The organism is Cupriavidus basilensis (genome assembly GCF_008801925.2).
GTDB lineage: Bacteria > Pseudomonadota > Gammaproteobacteria > Burkholderiales > Burkholderiaceae > Cupriavidus > Cupriavidus basilensis.
In genome coordinates this window covers 677,493-698,922 of the sequence record NZ_CP062803.1, presented here as the reverse complement: position 1 = coordinate 698,922, position 21,430 = coordinate 677,493, and the positions used below count along the sequence as shown (strand labels likewise).

Annotated in this window: 24 protein-coding genes and 1 pseudogene; 16 read left to right on the top strand and 9 right to left on the bottom strand. The window is 67.1% G+C overall.

From position 1 onward, the window contains the following. Nucleotides 1-7: 7 nt before the first annotated feature. Nucleotides 8-418, bottom strand: coding sequence for a malonate transporter subunit MadL (madL, locus tag F7R26_RS03145; RefSeq protein WP_150991912.1), 411 nt, complete (start codon nucleotides 416-418; stop codon nucleotides 8-10). Between the two features lie 348 nt (nucleotides 419-766). Between madL and mdcA the strand changes: the two genes are divergently transcribed. From mdcA to mdcH, 7 genes are read left to right on the top strand one after another with little or no spacing between them, the layout of a single operon-like run. Beyond that, nucleotides 767-2,425 (top strand): malonate decarboxylase subunit alpha, encoded by a 1,659-nt coding sequence (gene mdcA / locus F7R26_RS03140; RefSeq protein ID WP_150991914.1) that lies wholly within the window; start codon nucleotides 767-769, stop codon nucleotides 2,423-2,425. Then, nucleotides 2,425-3,330: a triphosphoribosyl-dephospho-CoA synthase gene (locus F7R26_RS03135; protein WP_150991916.1), complete on the top strand. Its 906-nt coding sequence runs from the start codon at nucleotides 2,425-2,427 to the stop codon at nucleotides 3,328-3,330. The genes mdcA and F7R26_RS03135 overlap by 1 nt, the downstream gene beginning before the upstream one ends. Continuing rightward, nucleotides 3,330-3,644 (top strand): malonate decarboxylase subunit delta, encoded by a 315-nt coding sequence (locus F7R26_RS03130; RefSeq protein ID WP_150991918.1) that lies wholly within the window; start codon nucleotides 3,330-3,332, stop codon nucleotides 3,642-3,644. Before F7R26_RS03135 ends, F7R26_RS03130 begins: the two co-directional genes overlap by 1 nt. Beyond that, nucleotides 3,641-4,492 carry a biotin-independent malonate decarboxylase subunit beta gene (locus F7R26_RS03125; protein ID WP_150991920.1) on the top strand — a complete coding sequence of 284 codons (852 nt, stop codon included), beginning with the start codon at nucleotides 3,641-3,643 and terminating at the stop codon, nucleotides 4,490-4,492. Before F7R26_RS03130 ends, F7R26_RS03125 begins: the two co-directional genes overlap by 4 nt. Continuing rightward, a complete protein-coding gene (gene mdcE, locus F7R26_RS03120; RefSeq protein ID WP_150991922.1) occupies nucleotides 4,489-5,307 on the top strand; it encodes a biotin-independent malonate decarboxylase subunit gamma in 819 nt (272 codons plus the stop codon). Before F7R26_RS03125 ends, mdcE begins: the two co-directional genes overlap by 4 nt. Nucleotides 5,308-5,331: 24 nt before the next feature. Further along, entirely contained in the window at nucleotides 5,332-5,970 is a 639-nt protein-coding gene (locus F7R26_RS03115) for a malonate decarboxylase holo-ACP synthase (protein ID WP_193692123.1), read from the top strand. Further along, nucleotides 5,967-6,905 carry a malonate decarboxylase subunit epsilon gene (gene mdcH / locus F7R26_RS03110; RefSeq protein ID WP_150993095.1) on the top strand — a complete coding sequence of 313 codons (939 nt, stop codon included), beginning with the start codon at nucleotides 5,967-5,969 and terminating at the stop codon, nucleotides 6,903-6,905. The genes F7R26_RS03115 and mdcH overlap by 4 nt, the downstream gene beginning before the upstream one ends. 9 nt (nucleotides 6,906-6,914) lie before the next feature. Here the strand turns inward: mdcH and F7R26_RS03105 are convergent, their stop codons facing one another. Beyond that, nucleotides 6,915-7,385 carry an Lrp/AsnC family transcriptional regulator gene (locus tag F7R26_RS03105; RefSeq protein ID WP_006158020.1) on the bottom strand — a complete coding sequence of 157 codons (471 nt, stop codon included), beginning with the start codon at nucleotides 7,383-7,385 and terminating at the stop codon, nucleotides 6,915-6,917. Nucleotides 7,386-7,547: 162 nt separating this feature from the next. Here F7R26_RS03105 and F7R26_RS03100 point away from each other — a divergent pair, with 162 nt between their 5' ends. Both F7R26_RS03100 and F7R26_RS03095 read left to right on the top strand, forming a co-directional pair. After that, nucleotides 7,548-8,459, top strand: coding sequence for a DMT family transporter (locus tag F7R26_RS03100; RefSeq protein WP_150993093.1), 912 nt, complete (start codon nucleotides 7,548-7,550; stop codon nucleotides 8,457-8,459). 114 nt (nucleotides 8,460-8,573) lie between these two features. After that, on the top strand, nucleotides 8,574-8,954 hold the full coding sequence (locus tag F7R26_RS03095) for a hypothetical protein (protein ID WP_150993091.1): 381 nt from the start codon (nucleotides 8,574-8,576) through the stop codon (nucleotides 8,952-8,954). A 51-nt stretch (nucleotides 8,955-9,005) separates the two neighbouring features. Here the strand turns inward: F7R26_RS03095 and F7R26_RS03090 are convergent, their stop codons facing one another. Then, the gene (locus tag F7R26_RS03090; protein WP_150993089.1) at nucleotides 9,006-10,037 is read right to left on the bottom strand and encodes a DUF6352 family protein; all 1,032 of its coding nucleotides are present in this window, start codon (nucleotides 10,035-10,037) and stop codon (nucleotides 9,006-9,008) included. A gap of 209 nt (nucleotides 10,038-10,246) precedes the next feature. Here F7R26_RS03090 and F7R26_RS03085 point away from each other — a divergent pair, with 209 nt between their 5' ends. The 4 genes from F7R26_RS03085 to F7R26_RS03070 all read left to right on the top strand — a co-directional run bounded on the left by F7R26_RS03085 (nucleotide 10,247) and on the right by F7R26_RS03070 (nucleotide 13,685). Beyond that, on the top strand, nucleotides 10,247-11,296 hold the full coding sequence (locus tag F7R26_RS03085) for an AvrD family protein (RefSeq protein WP_150993087.1): 1,050 nt from the start codon (nucleotides 10,247-10,249) through the stop codon (nucleotides 11,294-11,296). Between the two features lies 1 nt (nucleotide 11,297). Then, complete coding sequence (locus F7R26_RS03080) at nucleotides 11,298-12,053, top strand: ATP/GTP-binding protein (RefSeq protein ID WP_150993085.1); 756 nt, start codon at nucleotides 11,298-11,300, stop codon at nucleotides 12,051-12,053. Nucleotides 12,054-12,135: 82 nt separating this feature from the next. Next, on the top strand, nucleotides 12,136-12,711 hold the full coding sequence (locus tag F7R26_RS03075; RefSeq protein ID WP_150993083.1) for a flavodoxin family protein: 576 nt from the start codon (nucleotides 12,136-12,138) through the stop codon (nucleotides 12,709-12,711). Nucleotides 12,712-12,932: 221 nt separating this feature from the next. Then, the gene (locus tag F7R26_RS03070; protein WP_150993081.1) at nucleotides 12,933-13,685 is read left to right on the top strand and encodes a helix-turn-helix transcriptional regulator; all 753 of its coding nucleotides are present in this window, start codon (nucleotides 12,933-12,935) and stop codon (nucleotides 13,683-13,685) included. Between the two features lie 16 nt (nucleotides 13,686-13,701). On the opposite strand, the gene F7R26_RS03065 is transcribed toward F7R26_RS03070, so the two are convergent. Both F7R26_RS03065 and F7R26_RS03060 read right to left on the bottom strand, forming a co-directional pair. Then, entirely contained in the window at nucleotides 13,702-14,928 is a 1,227-nt protein-coding gene (locus tag F7R26_RS03065) for an aminotransferase-like domain-containing protein (protein ID WP_150993079.1), read from the bottom strand. Between the two features lie 30 nt (nucleotides 14,929-14,958). Next, nucleotides 14,959-15,909 carry a Bug family tripartite tricarboxylate transporter substrate binding protein gene (locus F7R26_RS03060; protein ID WP_241754491.1) on the bottom strand — a complete coding sequence of 317 codons (951 nt, stop codon included), beginning with the start codon at nucleotides 15,907-15,909 and terminating at the stop codon, nucleotides 14,959-14,961. A gap of 264 nt (nucleotides 15,910-16,173) precedes the next feature. Here F7R26_RS03060 and F7R26_RS03055 point away from each other — a divergent pair, with 264 nt between their 5' ends. Then, complete coding sequence (locus tag F7R26_RS03055; protein WP_150993075.1) at nucleotides 16,174-17,103, top strand: LysR substrate-binding domain-containing protein; 930 nt, start codon at nucleotides 16,174-16,176, stop codon at nucleotides 17,101-17,103. Between the two features lie 117 nt (nucleotides 17,104-17,220). Then, complete coding sequence (locus F7R26_RS03050) at nucleotides 17,221-17,451, top strand: hypothetical protein (protein WP_150993073.1); 231 nt, start codon at nucleotides 17,221-17,223, stop codon at nucleotides 17,449-17,451. A gap of 279 nt (nucleotides 17,452-17,730) precedes the next feature. Here F7R26_RS03050 and F7R26_RS03045 read toward each other — a convergent pair whose 3' ends face one another. From F7R26_RS03045 to F7R26_RS03030, 4 genes and pseudogenes are all read right to left on the bottom strand, one after another. After that, a complete protein-coding gene (locus F7R26_RS03045; protein WP_150993071.1) occupies nucleotides 17,731-18,315 on the bottom strand; it encodes a hypothetical protein in 585 nt (194 codons plus the stop codon). 208 nt (nucleotides 18,316-18,523) lie between these two features. After that, nucleotides 18,524-18,682: pseudogene (locus F7R26_RS03040) on the bottom strand (carboxymuconolactone decarboxylase family protein); the annotation flags it as partial. A 26-nt stretch (nucleotides 18,683-18,708) separates the two neighbouring features. After that, a complete protein-coding gene (locus F7R26_RS03035) occupies nucleotides 18,709-20,226 on the bottom strand; it encodes a M20/M25/M40 family metallo-hydrolase (protein ID WP_241754490.1) in 1,518 nt (505 codons plus the stop codon). A gap of 304 nt (nucleotides 20,227-20,530) precedes the next feature. Then, nucleotides 20,531-20,968, bottom strand: coding sequence for a hypothetical protein (locus F7R26_RS03030; RefSeq protein WP_150993069.1), 438 nt, complete (start codon nucleotides 20,966-20,968; stop codon nucleotides 20,531-20,533). Between F7R26_RS03030 and F7R26_RS03025 the strand changes: the two genes are divergently transcribed. After that, a complete protein-coding gene (locus F7R26_RS03025) occupies nucleotides 20,967-21,404 on the top strand; it encodes a universal stress protein (protein WP_150993067.1) in 438 nt (145 codons plus the stop codon). The two genes, F7R26_RS03030 and F7R26_RS03025, sit on opposite strands and share 2 nt — an antisense overlap. Nucleotides 21,405-21,430 lie beyond the last annotated feature (26 nt).

Sequence of the window (21,430 nt, the reverse complement as noted above, 5' to 3'; positions counted from 1 at the left end):
GGCGTCCTTAGCGCGATGCGTGGCTGGGGGTGGCTTCCGGCGAGGGCAGCGGCGGCAATGGCGCGTGGTCGCCGGTGCGGCTGAGCACGGCGATGCAGCAGGCCGAGACCACCACCGCGCCGACTGCCGCGATCAGGGCTACCGGCCCGCCGCGCAACGCGGCGACCACGTTCTGCTGCGCCGCCATCGCCACCACCACCGGGATGTACATCGCGCCCCAGAAGCCAACGCCGGCCTCGGTCTCCTTGGGCAGGAGGCCACGCCCGTGCAGGAAGAGCCGTATCGAGATCAGCAGCAGCATGGCGATGCCGACGCCGCCCACATTGGCCTTGACGCCGATCGCAATGCCAAGCAGTTCGCCAAGGAACAAGCCGATGAGGTGGCAGAGCGCCAGCAAGGCGGTTCCGTAGATGATCATGGTGCTGTCTCCTGTTGGCCCGTCGGCTGGGGTGCGCGCGGGCTGGTTCTAGGTTTGATGGATGCAATCTAGGCCAGCCATCACGCTGCATCAATCAACCCGGCGGGAGAATCGTTAGCGTGGGATTAATGGCGGGATGCCGACATCCGGCGCACTAGTGTCCTGACCGGCTCTTGCGCGGCGCGCACGGCGGCGTACTGTGCGCCCCGGGCAGGGACCAAACGTCTTGCATGTCGGGCCGCCAACACTTACACCTAGAGTAACGATGCCGCGCCGGGCGTCATTGCTTGCGCCGCGCGCGCTGCGTATCTTGGTGCCATTCCTTGCATCAAGCACACCGGAGACGCGATGCCCAACCCAGCCACGGACCGACAGTGGGACACCCGCCGCAGCGAAAAGCGCCGCCGCATGGCACGCGGCGCCGCCTTTGCCAGCGGCCGGGTCGTGCCCACCGCCGACATCGTCCCATTCCTCGAAGCCATCACCGCGCCGGGCGACCGCGTGGTGCTGGAGGGCAACAACCAGAAGCAGGCCGACTTCCTCTCGCGCTCGCTGGCCGAGGTGGACCCGGCCAAGGTGCACGGCCTGCACATGATCATCCCGAGCGTGAGCCGGGTGGAACATCTTGACCTGTTCGAGCGCGGCATCGCCAGGAAGCTGGACTTTGCCTATGCCGGCGCACAGAGCCTGCGCATCTCGCAGTTCCTGGAAGACGGCCAGCTGGAGGTCGGCGCCATCCACACCTACATCGAGCTGTACGCGCGGCTCTATGTGGACCTGACGCCCAACATCGTGCTGATCGCCGGCTACAAGGCCGACCGCGACGGCAACCTCTACACCGGTGCCAGCACCGAGGACACGCCCGCGCTGGTGGAGGCGGCCACGTTCCGCGACGGCATCGTGGTGGCCCAGGTCAACGAGATCGTGGACGACCCCGCCGGGCTGCCGCGCGTGGATATCCCCGGCTCCTGGATCGACTACGTGGTGCAGGCCGACAAGCCCTTTTTCTGCGAGCCGCTGTTCACGCGCGACCCGCGCCTGATCAAGCCGGTGCATGTGCTGATGGCCATGATGGCGATCCGCGGCGTGTATGAGCGCCACCAGGTGCAGTCGCTCAACCATGGCATCGGCTTCAACACCGCTGCCATCGAGCTGATCCTGCCGACCTATGGCGAGTCGCTCGGCCTCAAGGGCAAGATCTGCAAGTACTGGACGCTCAACCCCCACCCCACGCTGATCCCCGCCATCGAGTCGGGCTGGGTGGAGAGCGTGCACAGCTTTGGCAGCGAACTCGGCATGGAGAACTATGTGGCCGCGCGCCCGGATGTGTTCTTCACCGGCGCGGATGGATCGATGCGCTCCAACCGCGCCTTCTGCCAGCTTGCCGGCCAGTACGCGGTGGATCTGTTCATCGGCTCCACGCTGCAGATCGACGGCGACGGCCACTCCTCCACGGTCACGCGCGGGCGCTTGTCCGGCTTTGGCGGCGCGCCCAACATGGGCCACAACCCGGGCGGGCGACGCCATCCCACGCCGGCGTGGCTTGACCTGATCGAGACCGACGACCCGCTCGCGCGCGGCCGCAAGCTGGTGGTGCAGATGGTGGAGACCTTCCAGGCTGGCGGCAAGCCGACCTTTGTCGAATCGCTCGATGCGGTGCAGGTGGCCAAGGACAGCGGCATGCCGCTGGCGCCGGTGATGATCTACGGCGACGACGTCACGCACGTGCTGACCGAGGAAGGCATCGCCTATCTCTACAAGGCACGCTCGCTGGAGGAGCGCCGCGCCATGCTGGCGGCCGTGGCCGGGGTGACGCCGATCGGCCTGCGCCACGACACCAGCACCACGCGCCGCATGCGCAGCGACGGCCTGATCGCGTTGCCCGAAGACCTCGGCGTGCAGCGCAGCCAGGCGACGCGCTCGCTGCTGGCGGCCAAGAGCATGGCCGACCTGGTCGACTGGTCCGGCGGGCTGTACGCGCCGCCGGCACGCTTCCGGAGCTGGTGATGGCAAGCCTCGCATTACCTGCCGGGCACCGTGACGATGCCTTCCACCCCGCCGCCATCGCGCTGGCCGATCTCGCCGTCAATGCGCTGATCGACGAGGCCGCGCTGTCGCCCAAGCCCGGGCTGGTGGATGGCCGCGGCAATGGGGCCCACGCCGACCTCAACCTGGACCTGATGCGCGTCTCGGCGCGCGCGCTGCATCCCGCCTTTACCGAGATGGCGGTGGCAGGCATGCGCGCGGCGCGGCCCAGCGTGGCGCTGCGCGAGCGGCTGGGCGCGCTGGGCCGCGAAGCCGAGGCCGCGATGATGCGCGCCACCGGCGGCATCAACACGCATCGCGGCGCGATCTGGAGCCTGGGGCTGCTGGTTGGCGCGGCGGGCTTGCACCGGCATGGACATGGCGCGCATGGCATAGCCCGCACCGCCGGCGCCATCGCACGCCTGCCCGACCGGCACCGTCCCGCGCGCACGGGCAACAAGGGCGAACGCGCCTGCATCGACTACGGCGTGGCCGGCGCGCGCGGCCAGGCGCAGGCGGGCTTCCCGCATGTGCTGCGCGCTGGCCTGCCAGAGCTGATTCGCAGCCGGGCGCGCGGCGACGCCGAGCCCAGCGCGCGCGTCAACGCATTGCTGGCCATCATGCAGCGGCTGGACGACACCTGCGTGCTGGCCCGGGCCGGCCGCGAAGGGCTGGCGCTGATGCAGCAAGGCGCGAGCCGCGTGCTGGCTGCCGGCGGCATCGGCACGCTGGCCGGCCGCCGCCTGCTGCGCCAGCTCGAAGCCGGCATGCTGGCCTGCAACGCCTCTCCCGGCGGCGCTGCGGACCTGCTCGCCGCCACGTTTTTCCTGGACCGGTTGCCGCCTGCTGCGCGGCCGGCCAAAGCCCCCGTGCAAGGAGACAATTAATGGAACAGCTCCAGTTCGAATATCCCGCCGGCGCGCCGGCAAGCCAGCGCGTGCTGGTTGGCGTGGTCGGCTCCGGCGATCTCGAAGTCATGGTGGAGCCCGGCACGCCCGGCACCACGCTGATTCATGTCACCACGTCGGTGGACGGCTACGGCAAGGTCTGGGACGCGCAGCTCTCGCGCGTGTTCAGCGCCGAGCCGCGCGCCGCCATGCGCATCCGCATCCATGATTTCGGCGCCACGCCGGGCGTGGTGGGCATGCGCCTGGCGGAAGCGTTCGAGGCGCTCGGCGGCGATGGCAAGGAGCCAGCATGAACCACGCATCGCTGCTGAACCGCGAGAGCTTTGTCGAGCTCGGCGCGCGCGCCCGCGTGCATGCGCTGCTCGATCCCGGCACCTTGCGCGAACTCGCCGGCCCCTTCGACCAGCTGGTCTCGCCGTGGCTGGAACGCCAGGGCGTGGTGCCGCAGGCGGATGACGGCGTGGTGGTGGCCAAGGGCCGCATCGACGGCCATCCTGCCGTGGTCCTCGCCATCGAAGGCGCGTTCCAGGGCGGCAGCCTGGGCGAAGTGGGCGGCGCCAAGATCGCCGGCGCGCTGGAGCTGGCGGCGCAGGACAACCGGCGCGGCGTGCCCACGCGCGCGGTGATCCTGTTCGAAACCGGCGGCGTGCGGCTGCAGGAGGCCAACCTGGGACTGGCGGCCATTGCCGAGATCCACGCGGGCATCGTCGACCTGCGCCGCTACCAGCCGGTGGTTGGCGTGATCGCCGGGACAGTGGGCTGCTTCGGCGGCATGTCCATCGCGGCGGGGCTGTGCAGTTGCCTGGTGGTGACGCGCGAGGCTCGCCTCGGCCTGAACGGGCCGGCTGTGATCGAGCAGGAGGCGGGCGTGGCCGAATACGATTCGCGTGACCGGCCCTTTATCTGGCGCTTTACCGGCGGCGAGCAACGCATCGCCACGGGCCTGGCCGACCGGTACGTGGAGGACGACACCAAAGCCATCCGCACCACGGTGCGCGAGGCCCTGGCGCAAGGCGTGCCGGCCGTGCACCGCAGCGAACGCTACGCGCATTACCTGCAACGCCTGGCCGAATACGATCCGGCGTGCCAGCCGGAGCCGCAAACCGTCCGCACCATCTACGCACACGGAGCAAAGCCATGAGTTCAGCCAACATCCAGGGCCGCGGCGAGGCCTGGCTCGCGGCACTGACGCGCAACGCCCCGCGCCGCCCGGGCTATCCCGCCACCGTGCAGGTAGCCGACGCCGAACTGGCCGGCCAGCCGGCGCGCTTTATCGCCGTGGCGCCCGACGCCGCCAACGCCTACCCGCGCGTGCGCGACGGCGAGGTCGGCCTGCTCGAAGGCTGGTCGCTGGCGCGCGCCGTTCACGAGATCGTGCTGGCCGACCGCGACGCCGCCATCAAGCGGCCCATCGTGGCCATCGTCGATACGCCCAGCCAGGCCTACGGACGGCGCGAGGAAGCCTTCGGCATCCATCAGTCGCTGGCGGGCGCGGCCGATGCCTACGCCACGGCGCGGCTGCAAGGGCATCCGGTGATCGCGCTGCTGGTCGGGCGCGCCATGTCGGGCGCCTTCCTCGCGCACGGATACCAGGCCAACCGCCTGATAGCGCTGAGCGATGCCGGCGTGCAGGTACACGCCATGGGCAAGCAGGCCGCCGCGCGCATCACCATGCGCAGCGTGGAGGACCTGGAGAGCTTTGCCGCCACCGTGCCGCCAATGGCGTATGACATCGGCAACTACGCCACGCTGGGCCTGCTGTGGAAGCGGGTCGGCGTCAACCACGCAGAGCTGCCCGACGAGGCCGATCTCGATACCGTGCATGGCGCGCTGCAAGCCGCGCTGGCCGATATCCAGGCGGATCCGCAACGGGATCTGCGCAGCCGCCTGGGTAGAGAAAACCGCCACGCTTCCAGCCGTGTGCGCGAAGTGCTCGCGCAGCAGTGGCAGGACTGAGCCATTGCACGACCGGCGCATGCAATGACCACAAGCACGCTCCTGCCGCATGACCTGCTGTGGCTCGCGGACGCACCGGGCTTCGCCCGTGCCAATGCGCTGCCGGCGTGGGCAAGTGCCGGCTGGCTCGCGCAAGCCCCGCTGGTGGTGCGGCGCGATGGCGCCGTCGAAGACCGCATCCCGGTCGGGCTGCGCGGCACCACGCGCGCGCAGCGCCACGCAGCGTGGCTGCCCGCCGCGCAGGTGGCGCGCGTGGTCACGCCGGGCATGCTCGCGCGGCAGGCACGCTGGCGGGATCATCCGCGCCGCGCCGCCTTGCCGGCGCTCGCCGCGCTGGCGCGCATCGCGCCAGCGCTGGATGCTGCGCAGGTGGACTGGGGCGTGACCGGCAGCGTCGGCTTTACGCTGGCCAGCGGCATCGACGTGCTGCATGCGGGCAGCGACCTGGACCTGCTGGTTACGGCGGGAACGCCGCTTTCGGCCGAGCTGGCCCGCACTCTGGCCGCCTTGCTCGACGATGCGCAAGCGCGCATCGACATCCAGGTGGCCACCCCGTTTGGCGCGTTCGCGCTGCGCGAGCGCGTGCGCACCGGCGGCCGCGTGTTGCTCAAGACGGCGACTGGCCCTGTCACGAGCCAGGACCCTTGGCAGCCGCCATCATGAGCACGCTATTCACCTTCCCCGGCCAAGGCGCCCAGCGCCCCGGCATGCTCCACGCGCTGCCCGACCACCCTGCCGTGCGCGCCACGATGAGCGAGACCAGCGAAGTGCTTGGGCGCGATGTGCTGGCGCTGGACAGCGCGGCCGAACTCGCGTCCACCGTGGCCGTGCAGTTGTGCCTGTTGACCGCTGGCGTGGCGATGGCGCGCTGCCTGCTTGCCGAAGGCGCCAAACCCGATGCCGTGGCCGGTTTGTCGATCGGCGCCTTCCCGGCGGCGGTCTGCGCGGGCGTGCTGGGCCATGCCGATGCGGTCAGGCTGGTGGCGCAGCGCGCAACGCTAATGGAGCAAGCGTATCCGAGCGGCTATGGCATGACGGCGATCCTCGGCATGGAGCTGGGCCCGCTGGAGCGCATCATCGCGCAGGTGCACGGACCGGCGTCGCCGGTCTACCTGGCCAATCTCAATGCGCCCGCCCAGTTCGTGATTGCCGGCGCCGCGACGGCCATGGCGCGGGTTGCGAAGCTGGCGCTGGACAGTGGCGCGCACGCGGCCAAACCCATTGCCATCAGCGTGCCCTCGCACTGCGCTCTGCTTGACGGCGCGGCAATCGCGCTCGCGCTCGCGTTCGAGGGTGTGCGCATCAACCGCCCGCGCCTGCGCTACTTCAGCGCTAGCGCGGCACGCGAGTTGCGCGATCCGGCGCGCATCGCCGCCGACCTGGCGCGCAACCTGGCGGTGCCGGTGCGCTGGCACGAGGCCATGCTGCTGGCGCGCGAATGCGGCGTGCGGCTGGCGGTGGAAATGCCACCCGGCAATGTGCTGACGCGGCTGGCCGCGCCGCTGCTGCCGGACGGCATCGCCGTGGCCTGCGCCGACACGCGCATCGACAGCGTGGTCGCGCTCACGGCGCGCGAATCGCTGCGGGCGTCGTCCTGAACCGGGCCATCAGCCCAGCGGCAATGCCGTGCTGTACAGGACCTGCTTGAGCGCAAAGCTGGAGCGGATGCTGGACACGCCGGGAATGCGCGTGATCTGGTCGATGATCAGCCGCTCCAGCGCTTCCACGTCGGCCACCACCACGCGCAGCAGGTAGTCCGCATCGCCCGACATCAGGTAGCACTCCATCACCTGCGGCAGGGTGGTGATGCGCCGCTCGAAGGCATCCAGGGTTTCGCGGCGCTGCTTGTCCAGCGAAATCTGGATAAACACCACCACCTTCAGACCGAGCCGGCGCGCGTCCAGCAGCGTGACACGGCGCGAGATCACGCCTTGTTTTTCCAGCTGCTTGACCCGCGCCAGGCAGGGCGAGGGGGACAGGCTGACGCGGCTGGCCAGTTCCACGTTGGTCAGGCTGGCGTCTCGCTGCAGCTCGTTGAGAATCCGGATATCCGTGGCGTCCAGGTCGATGTCCAGCACGTTGCACTCCTGTTTTTTCATATGGCAGCATTCTATGCCGCAACGGCACGCATTTGCAGCCGCCTTCGGTTTTTGCTGCGGCGCAATAAACCGTAGACTTTCCAGCATCCCGCTCCCATCTCGTGGCGGCGGGACAATCTGGTCAAAGAGTCGAGTCGAAGCATGCAAGCACAACAAGGATGGCGCCGGTTTATTCCCCTCGCCTGCGCCGTGGCGATCTGGGGCGGCAACTGGCCGGTCATGAAGCTGGGCCTGACCCACGTCAGCCCGCTCTGGTTTGCCGCCGCGCGCTTTGTCTCGGCCGCCGCCATCAGCCTCCTGGTGCTGGGCGCGTTTCGCCGGCTGCGCCTGCCCACGCGGCAGGAATGGCCGCTGGTGATCGGCGTGGGCCTGCTGCAGATGGCGGCCTTCACCGCGCTGGCGCTGTGGGCGCTGCAGTACGTGCCGCCGGGGCGGGCCTCGGTGATCGCCTATGCCACCTCGGTGTGGGTGATTCCGCTGTCGTCGCTGGTGCTCAAGGAGCGGCTGTCGCGCCCGCAGTGGATCGCCACCGGCCTGAGCTATGCCGGCATCGCGCTGATGATCGCCCCGGCCGTGCGGGACTGGCAGTTGCATACCGCCGTGGGCCTGGTGATGCTGCTCGGCGCGTCGCTGGCCTGGTCGCTCAGCATCATCCAGCTGCGCGCCAACCGCACGGTGCGCCTGGGCGCGGACATGATCCCGTGGGAAACCGCCGTGGCCTCGGTGCCGCTGGTGGTGCTGGCATTGCTGCGTGACGGCGCGCCCCACTTCCTCTCGGTGCCGGAGATCTGGCCGCTGCTGTTCTACACTGGGCCGCTGGCCACCGCGCTGACCTTTATCGTGGTGCTGAACATGACGCAGGCCTTGCCGCCGGCGGCTACCTCGATCGCCATGCTGTGCGTGCCGCTGATCGGGCTGGTGGTCTCGGCGGTGGCGTTCCAGGAGCGGATCTCGGCGGATCTGTCGGCCGGGCTGGCGTTGATCGCGCTGGGCGTGGCAACGTCGGCGCTGGCGCCTTGGCTGGGACGGCGGCTGCAGTGGCGCGGCGCCTGATGCGTTGGAAATTAAGCATCAAACGTTACAAGAAGACACAGTTGTATTACCCCGCTAATACCTGACATCGGCGCGCCGGCTTACAGTGGAGCCAATCACTAACCGGAGCCACCCGTGCGGAAATTTGCCACCCTTTGCGTCATTGCTGCTGTTGCAGGCCTTGCTTCCAGCGCCGCATCCGCGCGCGTGGATGTGGACATCGGCATCGGCGTGCCCGGCCCGGTGTTTGTCGCGCCGGCTCCCGTCTACCAGCCAGCCCCCGTGTACCGGGCCGCGCCAGTCTATGAACCGGCCCCGGTGTATGTGCAGCCCCAGCCGGTGGTAGTGGCGGGCCCTGGTTACTATGGCCCCGGCTACTACGGCCCCGGTGCGCGCGAGCGCGCCTGGCGCGAACGCGAATGGCGCGAGCAGCAGTGGCGTGAACGCGATCGGCGCGAGCGTGATTGGCACGAACACGATCACGACCATGACCATGACCGCGAATGGCGCCGTTGATGGCGCGGACGTGGCTCCTGCTGCTGGTCGTGGTGCTGCTGCGGCCAGCGGCTATGAGATCGAGGCCAGAGGCAGGTTCAGCAGCAGATTCTGCGGCTTTACCTTGAGGATGCCGGCCTCGCTCATCGCCGCCGCCAGGTAGACGGGCCGGCCAGCCACATCCGGGCGCATCACGGATGGATCGGCAAAATCCAGCCGGAACAGCGACAAGATGCGCCGCTGCCGCTGCGGCTCCAGTTCCACGCCGCGATACAGGTCATTGAGCAACAGCGTGGCCTGTGCGTCCAGCCCGATATGCCAGGCCCACTGCGGGTCGTCGATCGCGGACAGCGGCATCACCGTCACCTCCACCCCGAAGAAATGCCGCACCCAACGCGCGAGCACGCGGCTGAACGCCGCCAGCGCCGCGCTGCCGCTGGCAAAGCGGATCACCGTGTCGTGGCGTTCGCTGCGTCCCCAGTAAGCCTGCGCGTTATCGCGATCCAGCACATCCAGCTCCACCTTGCGCGCCGCGACCTGCGCTTCGGCCAGCATGCGGCCTAGCTCGCCGTAGACACTGCCCGACGCGTGCAGCTCGACGGTGTCGGCATCGGCCAGCATCACCCCGCCTTCCTGCAGCGACACCTTCTGCGCGCGGGAGAACAGCTCCGCGGCGCGCCACTCCATCGGATCCGGCTTGTCACTGTCATGCAGGATGCCGTGCACGATTACGTGCGCGAGCTGGTCGATAAAGACCGGTGGCACGCTGACATTGCCCTCGCGGAAAATATCCAGATAGGCCGCCTCGATGGTCGGCGCGGCAAGCAGGCGCTCGCGCATGGCCAGCACCACGGCGTAGTTGTCGCGGGCATCGGGGTCTTGCAAGGCAGCGAGCTCGCTAGCTGGCACGGCCCGCCGTGGCTCGGCGATCAACGCCGCATGCAGCGCTCGCTCGGCGTCGCACGATTCGTCCACCGGTGCCACCTCCGGGCGGCGCCACCACATCCGCAGCAGGTGATCACCGGCCAGCAACTGGCCGTTGCCGTCTCGCGCAGCGGGGTCGAAGCCGGAATGGGGCCAGCGGGCGGGGGTGGATTCAACCATGGTGGGTTAGCAAACAAGGGGAGCCTCAGTATCCCATAGGCCGCGGCAGCGAGCCCCTTGCGCCTGGGCAGAGAGGATCCGGCTTCCTGGCGCACGGCCATTGCGCCGCTCGCACTTGGTTGCCGAGCGCAATACTCCACCCAGAGTATGTACGCTGCAAACTGCCCGCGCAGATACTTTCCCTCCTGCACAATTCACGGGGCCGAACCATGCACCTCAGCGCCAGGGCTGAAGCCAATCGCGCACGGCAACACCCGTCCCAGCGCGGACAGTCGCGCCACTTTGCCGACATTGATCAGTTGCTGGGCCCACGGGAACAACGCTACTTCGGATCCGGATTCAAGCGCGTCCAGTATCGGGTGATAGCGCCCTGCACCGACATCGCAGCGCTGCCATGCCAGGGCAAGGTTGCGATCATCTATCCGCAGGACTGGTCAAGGAAGTCCAACGGCGCTACGGCGCCGCCGCATCTCTCGACAGTGGACGCAACCCATCTGGGCGCGGTGCTCTCCGAGTGGGCGGTAGCCCAGCGATTCACGACGAGTCCGGCCGAGCCTGAAGTGCTGATCAATCGCTGTGAGATTCGCAGTGGAAGTGCGCCCGATGAACAGCTCGACGCCCTGCCTTATGCCATCCATCGCATTGTCACCGAGCCGCTCAAGGATCGCCGCTCGCTCTACCGCTTTTCCACGCAGATTGATCTGCAGCTTGGCAGCATGGAACTGGCGGTGACCCTGACCCACAATGGGCAGCCGCGCAACAATGCGACACACTTCGACAACACCGGAATGCTCGAACACGATGCACCGCAATCGGTAGCCGGCAGGCTGGCCATCGGCGGCGTCTACGGGATCGATCTGCACCATCTCATGCTCAGTCCCGACGACGGCCATGCCGTCGCGGAGACCATCTTCAGTGCCCCCACATCCGTCTACCGTACGCTTTCCAATGTGGAGTTCGTATTGGCTTGCGCCCAGATGGCGCAAGCCGTCATCTACCAGAAGGACAGGATTTCACGAACCCGGAGCAATACGCTCTGGATGCGGGATTTCATTATCAGCACCGCCGTGCCCTGCAAGGTCCGCCGCCAGCAATTGATCGAGCTGCACACGTTGAGCCACAAGCGCATGCGCGCGGATGGATGCAATTGGTCCGTCTTCCGCTTCCTATGCCAGCTTGGCGCAATGACCGCCACCTTCACGTTCGCCCACCATCTCCCCGCGACGGAAGAAGACGCCCCGCCAGCGAGTGGGGACTGACATGCGCATCGTGATCTCCGGCACTTACTCCACCGGCAAGTCGACCACGACCGATGCCCTGGGCTATCTGACCGGCATACCTCGCACCAATGCCCGCACCATGCGCGAAATCATGCCGGAAGCGCTACCGGGCAAGGTGCTTGAGCAGTGCAGCATTCCCGAGCTGATGGAGCTCTGCCTCTGGCGGTTCAAGGAGCGTGTCGTGTCCGAGCACCTGTGTGGAGACACCTACATTTCGGACGGCTCCTGCCTGCACGAGTGGATCTATGCCCGAGGCCGCCTGATCGCGGGGGTCAATCCCGCCAACGGGCCAGTCACCCGTGGTCTGCGCAAGCTACTGGGCTTGCGCTATCGCCCCACGCATGAACACATCTTTGAGCGACTCATGCACGCGGTGGAGGCGCACGCCCGCGCCTCGTATGAGGAGGTGATCCACCTGCCGATCGAGTTCCCGATGACTGACGACGGCCATCGCCCCGTCTCGGAAGCGTTTCGCCGCATGACGGAGCGCATGTTGCTGGAAAGATTGCAGGCGCTTGGCATTCCCTGCCGCGTGGTGGGCGGATCGATCGAACAGAGACTCGCGCAAATTACAGCGCTCTATGGCTGGCCGCACCTATGCAGCATCCCCGACGCCATCGCCATGGCCCGCGCCAACGCAGCACGCATCGAACAGGAGAGCAACGCCCGCCACCAGTCGTTCCGGGAAGGCATGAGCTGGCGCCATCGCCTGGCGCGCGGATTAAGCACCTTGTAAAGCATTCCAACGCCCAGCGGGCCGAGGCCGAGTCTTCTGCCTGCCAATTTTCCACCGCCAACAACGCAAAAAGGAGTTCCCCATGCCAAGGATTGCCATCGTCTATCAAAGTAACGCAGGCCACACCGCCGTGCTCGCCCATGCGGTCCAAGTGGGCGCGCAGTCGATCGCCAACACAACCACAAGCCTCATTCCTGTCTCTGAGGTGAACGGCCGCTGGAACGAACTAGACCAGGCCGACGCCATCATCTTTGGCGCCCCCACGTTCATGGGGAACGTCCCTGCCGACTTCAAGCGATTCATGGATGACTCCTCCGTCGTCTGGGCATCGCAGGGCTGGCGTAACAAGCTTGCGGCCGGGTTCACTTGCTCGGCATGCTGGAGCGGGGACAAGCTGAACACCCTGATGCAAATGACGATCTTTGCCGCGCAACACGCCATGATCTGGGTACCGCTGGGTACGATGCCCGGCTATCACACCAGCCAGGGAACCTCGCGGGACCTGAACCGGGTCGGCGGCTTCCTGGGCGCCATGGCCCAGGCCAATGCGGACGAATCGTCCGATGTCGCTCCGCCGCAATGCGATCGCGATACAGCTCAGGCACTGGGCAAGCAAGTCGCCGAGGTTGCCACCCGGTTCATCTACGGCACGCGCTGACTGAGCGGGGTCAAGTTCGAGAATTATCCGCTTGACCCGAGGACATGCCCCGACGATGATTTCCGGGTACTTCGGCGCCGGCACCAGCGGTTGGTGGCATGCGCCGTCACAACGATCGGCGGACACGACACATCGCTCACCCGGCACGCGCTCCGTCCCTACCCATCCAATCCACCGTGCGCATCCAATGCGCAGGGGCAGGTGCTTAAGGAGCGACAACGATGGACATGCATACGTCTGCGCTTTATGTGAAAGCACCTTCCAGCCGCGGCTGGGAGGTTCAGCAGTCCATGCGGTCCGCCGCGATTGCGGATCCGGATAGCTTCCTGCACTGGTCTCGCACCTGGCTCAATGAGCTGATCCCGCACCGCATGTCCGCATTCGGCCTGACCACCAAACATACCTTGGGGGTCAGGCCACTCGAAACGTTCACCTTTCGCGTGCCGGAGGCCTACCTGCAACAGGTTACGCATAATCCCGGCGTAGGCTGCCCGGTTTTTTCGCACTGGATCCTGGCACGCACCCCTCAGTTTTTCTGCCCGGACATGGCCGGCGAGAACGTAGCATTGGCGTCGCTATTCAAGCAATACGCGCTTGGCAATCTTTTTCTCCACGGACACGTCGATGCGGACCGCGGGCTGGCGTCTTATTTCGCGCTGTTCGGCGTGGATATGGCGCGCCGCGCTCACCACGAGCACCATGCCGAGGCGGTTGCCCGCGGGGTCCACGAAGCGCTAGTCAAGATCCACCATGTGAGAGCGAATGGCAATCCTGCGGGCGCGGCCGTACGATCCCTCACCAAGGCGGAGCAAGCGGTCTTCCATTGGCTCCGCCAAGGCAAGACCAACTGGGAAATCGCACACATCCTCAACAAGAGCGAGTGGACGGTAAAGACCCAGGTTCAACACATCCTGCGCAAACTGGATGCCAGGAACCGGCAGGTGGCGATATCCCGCCAAGAGGCTGTTTCATGAAGCGAAGCGGTTCTGGCTAGCCGCCCTGGCTGGACATTACCGCCCGCCGCAAACGCGCCACGCCTTCCACGATCTGCGCATCGGACGCGGTGGCGAACGATAGCCGCAGCGCGGGCGAGCGCTGCCCGTCCACGCCAAAACTAGCGCCCGGCACATACATCACGCGCGCCGCGATGGCGTGCGGCAACAGGCTGGCCGCATCGGCCACGCCGTCGATCTCGCACCACAGGAACATGCCACCCTGCGGGGTTTCGCAGCGCAGCGCGGGACCGAACGCATCGGCCAGGGCCTGCACCATCAGGTCGCGCTTGTGGCGGTAGAGGTCAATGATGCGCGCGGTCTGGCGGGGCAGCAGGCCATCCACCAGGCAGCTTGCCATGGCGAGTTGCAGCCATGGCGAGGTACACAGATCGCAGACTTGCTTGGCGATCACCGCGCGCCGCAGGATTTCGGCGGGCCCGGCCATCCAGCCCAGGCGCAGCCCGGGCGCCATGGTCTTGGAGAAGCTACCGAGATAGATCACCCACGGTGTCAGCGCGGGATCCTGCGCAGCCAGAGACAGCAGCGAGGGCAGCGGCTCGCCGTCAAAGCGCAGGCTGCCGTAGGGATCATCTTCCACCACCACGATGCGGTGCTGCGCGGCGAGCGCGAGCACGGCGCGGCGGCGCGCCAGCGCCAGCGTGCGCCCGCTCGGATTGGCGAAGGTGGGCACCAGGTAGAGCAGGCGCGGCCGTTCGGCTTCAGGGCAATCCGCCAGCATGGTGGCAAGGGCCTGCACGCACAGCCCGTCCTGGTCGGAAGGGATGGCGCGCACGGCGGCGCCGGCGAGCCGCAGCGCCTGCACGGCGGCGGGATAGGTCGGCGTTTCCACCCACACCGGCGTGCCCGGCGCGACAAAGGCCTGCACCAGCAGGTCGAAGCCTTGCTGCGAGCCCGAAGTCACCACGACCTGCTCCGGTGGCAACGGCGCGCCGCGCTCCGCCATCAGCGCGGCCAATGCCTGGCGCAGCGCTGGCATGCCCTCGGTTGGCCCGTACTGCAGGCATTGCGCGGGATGGGTGGCCATGACCTTGGCCGCGGCATCCTGCAGCGCGGTGGCATCGAAGCTGGCCGGCGAGGGGTAGCCACCCGCGAACGAGATCATGTCCGGCAGGCTCATGTAGGGAAACAGCTCGCGGATGGGCGAGCCTTGCGGCTCCCGCATGGCCGGTGCGAACGCGTACGGATGGACTGGCGTGCTCATGAGAGGCTCGGTGTGGGATCGGTCGATCGATCAGTCGACGGTGGCGCCGGAGAGCTTGACGATCTCGCCCCACTTGCGGCGATCGTTGCGCACCAGTTCGGCGAACGCTTCCGGCGAGTTCGGCGCCAGCTCGGCGCCCTGCTCGCGCAGTTTGACCTGGATGGCGGGATCGCTGGTGGCGCGTGCCAGGTCGCGGCTGATCTTCTGCGCAATCGCGGCGGGCAGGCCCTTAGGCGCGAACAGGCCGAACCACGGGCTGGCGTCGAAGCCTTCGACCGGGCCGGCCGCTGCCACGGTGGGCACATTGGGCAGCGCCGCCGAACGGGCCGCGGAGGTGACCGCCAGCGCCTTGAGCTTGCCGGCACGGACGAACTGGATCGATGCGGGCAGGTTGTCGAACATCACGTCGACGCTGCCGCCCATCAGGTCGGCCAGCGCCGGGCTGCTGCCCTTGTAGGCAACGTGGCTCATCTGCGTGCCGGTCATGCGCTGGAACAGCTCGCCCGCCAGATGGGTCGACGTGCCGTTGCCGGCCGAGGCCATGTTGACCTTGGCGGGATTGGCCTTGAGGTAGGCGATGAACTCAGCCAGCGTGGTCACGCGGGCGCGCTCGGCAAACGCCGGCGAGATCACCACCACATTGGGCACCTTGGCCACCAGCGACACGGGCACGAAGTCCGCCGCGGCGTCGTAGGGCAGCTTCTTGTACAGCGTGGGATTGATGCCGAACTCGCCGACCGAGCCCATCAGCAGCGTGTAGCCATCCGCCGGCGACTTGGCCGCCGCGCCGGTGCCAACGATGCCGCCGGCGCCAGGACGGTTGTCCACCAGCACCGGCTGCTTCCACATCACGGTGAGCTGGTCGCCGATCATGCGCGCCACCATATCGGTGGTGCCGCCGGCCGGATACGGCACGATGATGCGGACCGGCTTGTTAGGGAAGTCGTCCGCACTGGCCGTGGCCGCGGCCAGCAAACCCATTGAAATGCCGCAATGGCCGATGATGCGAAGCAGTCGATTCATGCCGGTCTCCTCGTTTCCTTATTGGTTGTGATGTCCCGTCTCTGGTCTCTTGGGGGGCGGGGAACGCCGGAAGGCCTATAGGCAACATTCCCGGAGTTCGGCATTTTTAGTCATCAACTTTTTTACATCAAGCGAGATTTACGCATAGGATGATGACTTTCATGCATCAACCCTGGGGTACCAGTGAGATGCCCAAGTCAACCGCCCCCTGCCACTCGCCCCATGAGCGCCTCCCGCATTCCCAGCCTCAGCAGCCTGCGCGCCTTCGAAGCCGCGGCCCGCCACCAGAACCTGCGCCGGGCCGCGGCGGAACTCTGCCTGAGCGAGAGCGCCGTCTCGCGCCAGATCGCCACACTGGAAAGCCAGCTCGGCGTGGCGCTGTTCCACCGCGCCAACCAGCGCGTCAGCCTGACGCCGGCCGGATCGCTCTACGGCTACCAGGTAAGGGAAAGCCTGCAAAAACTGCAGCGCGACACGCTGGATATCATGGCGCACGAGGGTGCGGGCGGCATCGTGGAACTAGCCTGCGTGCCGACCCTGGCCGTGGAATGGCTGATCCCGCGCTTGCCCGCGTTCTACGCGCAACATCCGCAGGTGGTGGTCAACTTCAGCGCGCAGGCGGATGTGTTCCTGTTCGACGGCACGCCGTACGACGCCGCCATCCACTACGGCGAAGCCAACTATCCGGGCGGCCGCGCCGACCCGCTGTTCGATGAAGAATCGGTACCGATCTGCCATCCGGAGCTGTTTGCCGGCGAGGGGCCGGTCAGCGCCCAGCGGATCGCGCAGGCGCCCTTGCTGCACCTGTCGACGCGGCGGCTGGACTGGAAGAACTGGATGGAGGCGGCCGGCGTGGGCGACGTCAACGCCATGCGCGGCACGCGCTATGACCACCACAGCATGGTGATCAGCGCCGCCCGCGCCAAGCTGGGCGTGGGCCTGGTGCCGCGCTTCCTGGTGGAGGAGTACCTGGCGCTGGGCCTGCTGGTGATGCCGGTGGCGCAGGCCATGCGCTCGCAGCGAGCCTACTACCTGGTGGCACCGGACTCGCGGCCGATGAGCGATGCGATGTCGCGCCTGCGGACCTGGCTGCTGGCGGCGGCGCAGGATTTTGCAGCGCGGCAGGCCCCGGAGCTTGCACAGGACGCTTAGTCAAAAAATTTGAATATCGAATACGATACAAGAGCCCGCATCGATCCCGTACCAGATCTATCCTTTGTCACATGGAGACGGAACATGTTCTCCCAATTTCAACAAGGCAGATAGATCATGAGAATTACCACAGCCCGCCTGTTCCTCGCTGCCGCCATCGCCGGCACCGCCCTGCTCTCCCTGAACTCCGCCTTTGCCGCGGATGCACGCGGCACCCATGCCGGCGACAACTACGGCTACGTGCACCGCTCGGCCGACGCCTACACCGATGGCGCGCGCAAGGTCGACGCCTTCAGCGACGGCGCCCGCACGGTCAAGCACGACTATCCGTTCGGTTTCTCCGTGTGAGCATCAAGCAAGCGCCGCACAGAAAGCGCAGCAAGCACAGACAGCAGAGCAGGAACGCATGATGACCATCAAAGACACCGCCCTGATCCTCGCCGGATGGATCGCCGCCTGCCTGGGCAGCGGCTACCTCGTGACTGTCGCCGCGCAGGCGCTGCAGCGTTAGAGGCCGCTTCAAGACGATTCTGGCTTCGTTGCGCGGCCTTGGCCGATCCACTTGTTATGTCTGCGGCTGCGCGCCGATCTCAGGGATGGCATGAACGCCAGCCCGGGGGGACGCCCCTATCTCGCCGCCTCGAGCGTGCGCTCAAGCTTCGCGAAGAAATTCCGGTAAGCCTGCGGGTCCACGACGATGGTCGAGCGCGAATCGCCGTTGCTGTCCCAGACCGTGACGCGCAAGCGGACCCTGACCAGTACATCGCCCGGCGACGGGCTGGGCCCCAAGGCAATCAGCGCTTCGGTCGTCTGATGGTCCGGCTTTCCGGGAAGCCCCATCTTCGCTTTCAGCACGCCGCGCAGTACTTCCCGGCCGGTGCTGACAAGCCGTTCATTGAGAACACCCTGGACAAGGCCAAAGCTCGGGTCTGCTTCCAGCCGCGTATAGCCCTGCGCCTCGAGCGCAGCCTGGCAAGCCTGCAAGGCCGCCCTCACCGAACTGCGCGGGAGCGTGAAGTCACGCGCGCGCTCGTACGCGGCACGCTCTTCCGCGGTCGGTTCCACCCAGATCTGGGTCGAGCTGTAGCGAAGGAATCGCCCTCCCTCTCCCTCCCTCTGCTCTTGCGGGTTCTGCGCGGCGAATCCATCGTTGAGGATCGCACCAGCGCAGACGATTGCCGCCACGGCGGCGTACCTGGCCGAAAACCGCATTTGTATTTCATCCACTCCGAGATTGGCCCAAGGCGATCATTGACACGTCAAGCCCCACAAATCCGTGCGATGACACGCTTGCGCGCCTGGGCGATTGCGCGCTGGCAAGGCAAGCACTGCGCATTTTGGCATGATTCCAGATGCCCGGAACGGCCGTGCAACTGCTCCAAGCCTGCCTCCGCCTGCCCCCCCGCCTGCTACCGCCCGCTCAGCCCTTCACGTTGGCGGCCTCCAGCACTTCGGCCAGCTTGCGCCCCGCGCCCAGCGCCGCCGGAAAGCCACAATAGACGGCGCTGTGCACCACCAGTTCACGCAATTGCTGCGGTGTCACGCCATTGGCCAGGGCACCGCGGAGATGGCCTGGCGAATGTGCGGCGCCTGCGGCGTTACGCCTTACTTGAACGGTGTCTGCAAGATGCCCATCACGGTACGGATGCCATCGCGGTAGTTGCCCAGCCGCATGTTCTCGTCGTAGCTGTGCTGGTTATTGTCCGCATTGACCAGCGGCACGATCACGAACGGCGCCTGCAGCGCCTGCACCGCCGCGCCGGTCGGCACGGTGCCGCCCATCATGCGGATCTGCACCGGCGCCTTGCCATAGGACTGCTGCATGGCCTGTGTGAGCCACCGGCTGATCGGCGCCGACAGGTCGGTGCGCGCGGCGGAACTGGAGGCCGAGACCTCACCCGCGGTGACCGAGGCAAGCTTGGGATAACGCGCGCGTTCGTCGTCGGTGGGCTCGCCCTTGACCAGGTGGTAGCCCTGCTTTTCCACGTGCTGCCTGACGAGGGCGAACAGGGATTGCGGGCTGGTCTCCGGCACGGTGCGGATATCGATATCGGCCACCGCCACTTCCGGAATGATGGTGCGGGCCTTCTCGCCCACGTCGCCGGCGGCCATGCCGCGCACGTTCAGCGTGGGGTACTGCATGGCCTCCTGGTAGTTGGCGCCAACGCGCTCGGCACGCGCGATGCCCAGGCGGCGGCGCAGCGCGGCTTCGTCGTCGGGCACGGCGGCCATGATGCGGCGCGCGCGTTCATCGATCTTTACCGGCTTGTAGTAGCCGGCAATGGTGACGCGGCCGTCGTCGTCCTTCATGGTGGCGAGCAGGTTCGCCAGCCGCTGCGCGGGGTTGGCGGCATAGTTGCCGTAGTGGCCGCTGTGCAGGCCCTGGCTGGCGCCGAATACCTTGAGCTGCACCAGCAGCACGCCGCGATTGCCGAAGATCAGCGTGGGCTGGTTGCTCTGGTGCATGGGGCCATCGAAGATCACCATGCCGTCATTGCGCAGCAGCGCCAGGTTGTCTGCGATCACCTTGCCAAGCGACGGCGAGCCCTTCTCCTCCTCGGAATCCAGCAGCACCTTGATATCGACCGCAGGGTCCACCCCGGCGGCCTTGAGCGCGCCCATGGCGGCCAGGAACATCACGATGGGGCCCTTGTCGTCCGACGACGAACGCCCGAACACGCGCCACTCGGGATCGACCTGGCCGGCATAGAGCTTGTCCAGCGGCAGCGTTTCCCACTTGCCATCGGCGCTGCGCGCCTTGAGCGTAGCCTCCCACGGGCTGGGCTGCGCCCATTGCGACGGCGTCACCGACTGGCCATCGAAATGCATGTAGAACAGCACGGTCTTGCGCGGGCCAGCGCTTTGCTGCGTGCTGGCGGGATATTCGGCGTAGACCATCGGCTTGCCGTTATTGGGCAACTCGCGCGCCTGGAAGCCACGCCGGGCGAAGGCCTTGACCAGCCAGTCCGCGTTCTTCTGGATATCCGCCGGCACGGTGGCGTCGTTGGGCAGCGCCAGCAATTCGACCCATTCGCGGTAACTGCGCGCCGCGGCCTGGTCGGCCTGCTGCTGTAGCTGCGCGCTGTCGAGCGTGGCGGCATGCGCGCCAGCGGCCAGCAGCATGGCACCAAGGGCGCCGCACACGGTCGCGCGGACAGCGCTGCGCAAGGGGGACTGGAAGATGCGGAAATGGGTATGCAGGGGGGCGCAGTGCGGCGCGCTGCCAGGCGCGCGGGCACGGGAAAGTAGTCTCATGGCTCTTGTGGGATAGGAACGTGCATGGCGACGGAAACGGCGAGCGGGCCGCAAGACAGCCGCGCGGCCCGCACCGGCAGTCTGAACCGCTACATGCAACTTGTCCACGCACGGCGCCCCTGGCGGCGCGCCTTCATCGGGCCCGGCAGCGCGCGGGCGCCATCAGGGGCCCTCAGGGACCCTGCTCGTCGGGCGACTGCGAAAAGCCCTCCTCGCGGCGCGCAATGGCACTGGCCAGCCCGAATTCCATGGCAAAAAGCAGGATCAGCGCGAGCATGGCCAGCGCGCCGATCGCCAACCGATAGTAGATCCACATGGCGGCAAGCCGGAACATCCGACAGAGTTGTCCTATCTGCAGCGTAGATTTCCCCACGTCAAAAAGGCGCTGAGATGCCACGGCACGGTGCAAAAAAACCGTCAAAACGGGAAATTGGAAGGCTCGCGCAAGGCGCGTGGAAGGCGCCGGCGATTGCGCCCGACTTGATCTGGATCCAGGCAAGGTTGCCCGCAGGGTGCCATCATGACCGTAGTGACCGCCCCCGAGCCAGCCCGGCGGGGGCCGCGCCATGCCGACAACGAGATCACAACCATTACAGGAGATAGCCGCCATGACCAACATCGTGCTCGCCACCGACGGTTCGCCCTTTTCCGACGCAGCCGCCCGCTTTATCGCCGAAGGCAAACTGCTGCAAAGCGGCTTTACCGTGCATGTGGTCCATGTGACGCCCGATGTCACCGGACAGGTGCGCGCCTTCGTCAGCAAGGAAACCATCGATGCCTGGCATCAGGAAGAAAGCGGTAAGGCCATGCAGTCCGTGGCCGACATCCTCGGCGGCGCGGGCATCGCCTTCGAGCAACACGCGCTGCACGGCTTTGCGCCGGAGCGCATCGTCGCCTACGCCGCCAGCGTGGATGCACGCGGCATCGTCATGGGCACGCACGGCCGCGGCTCGTTCTTCGATGCGGTGATTGGTTCGGTGGCGGGACGGGTGCTGGCGCACGCCCCGTGCCCGGTAGTCCTGGTCAAGGTCCCGGGCAAGAAGTAAGGCAGCCGGCCTGGGCTGGCCGGTGC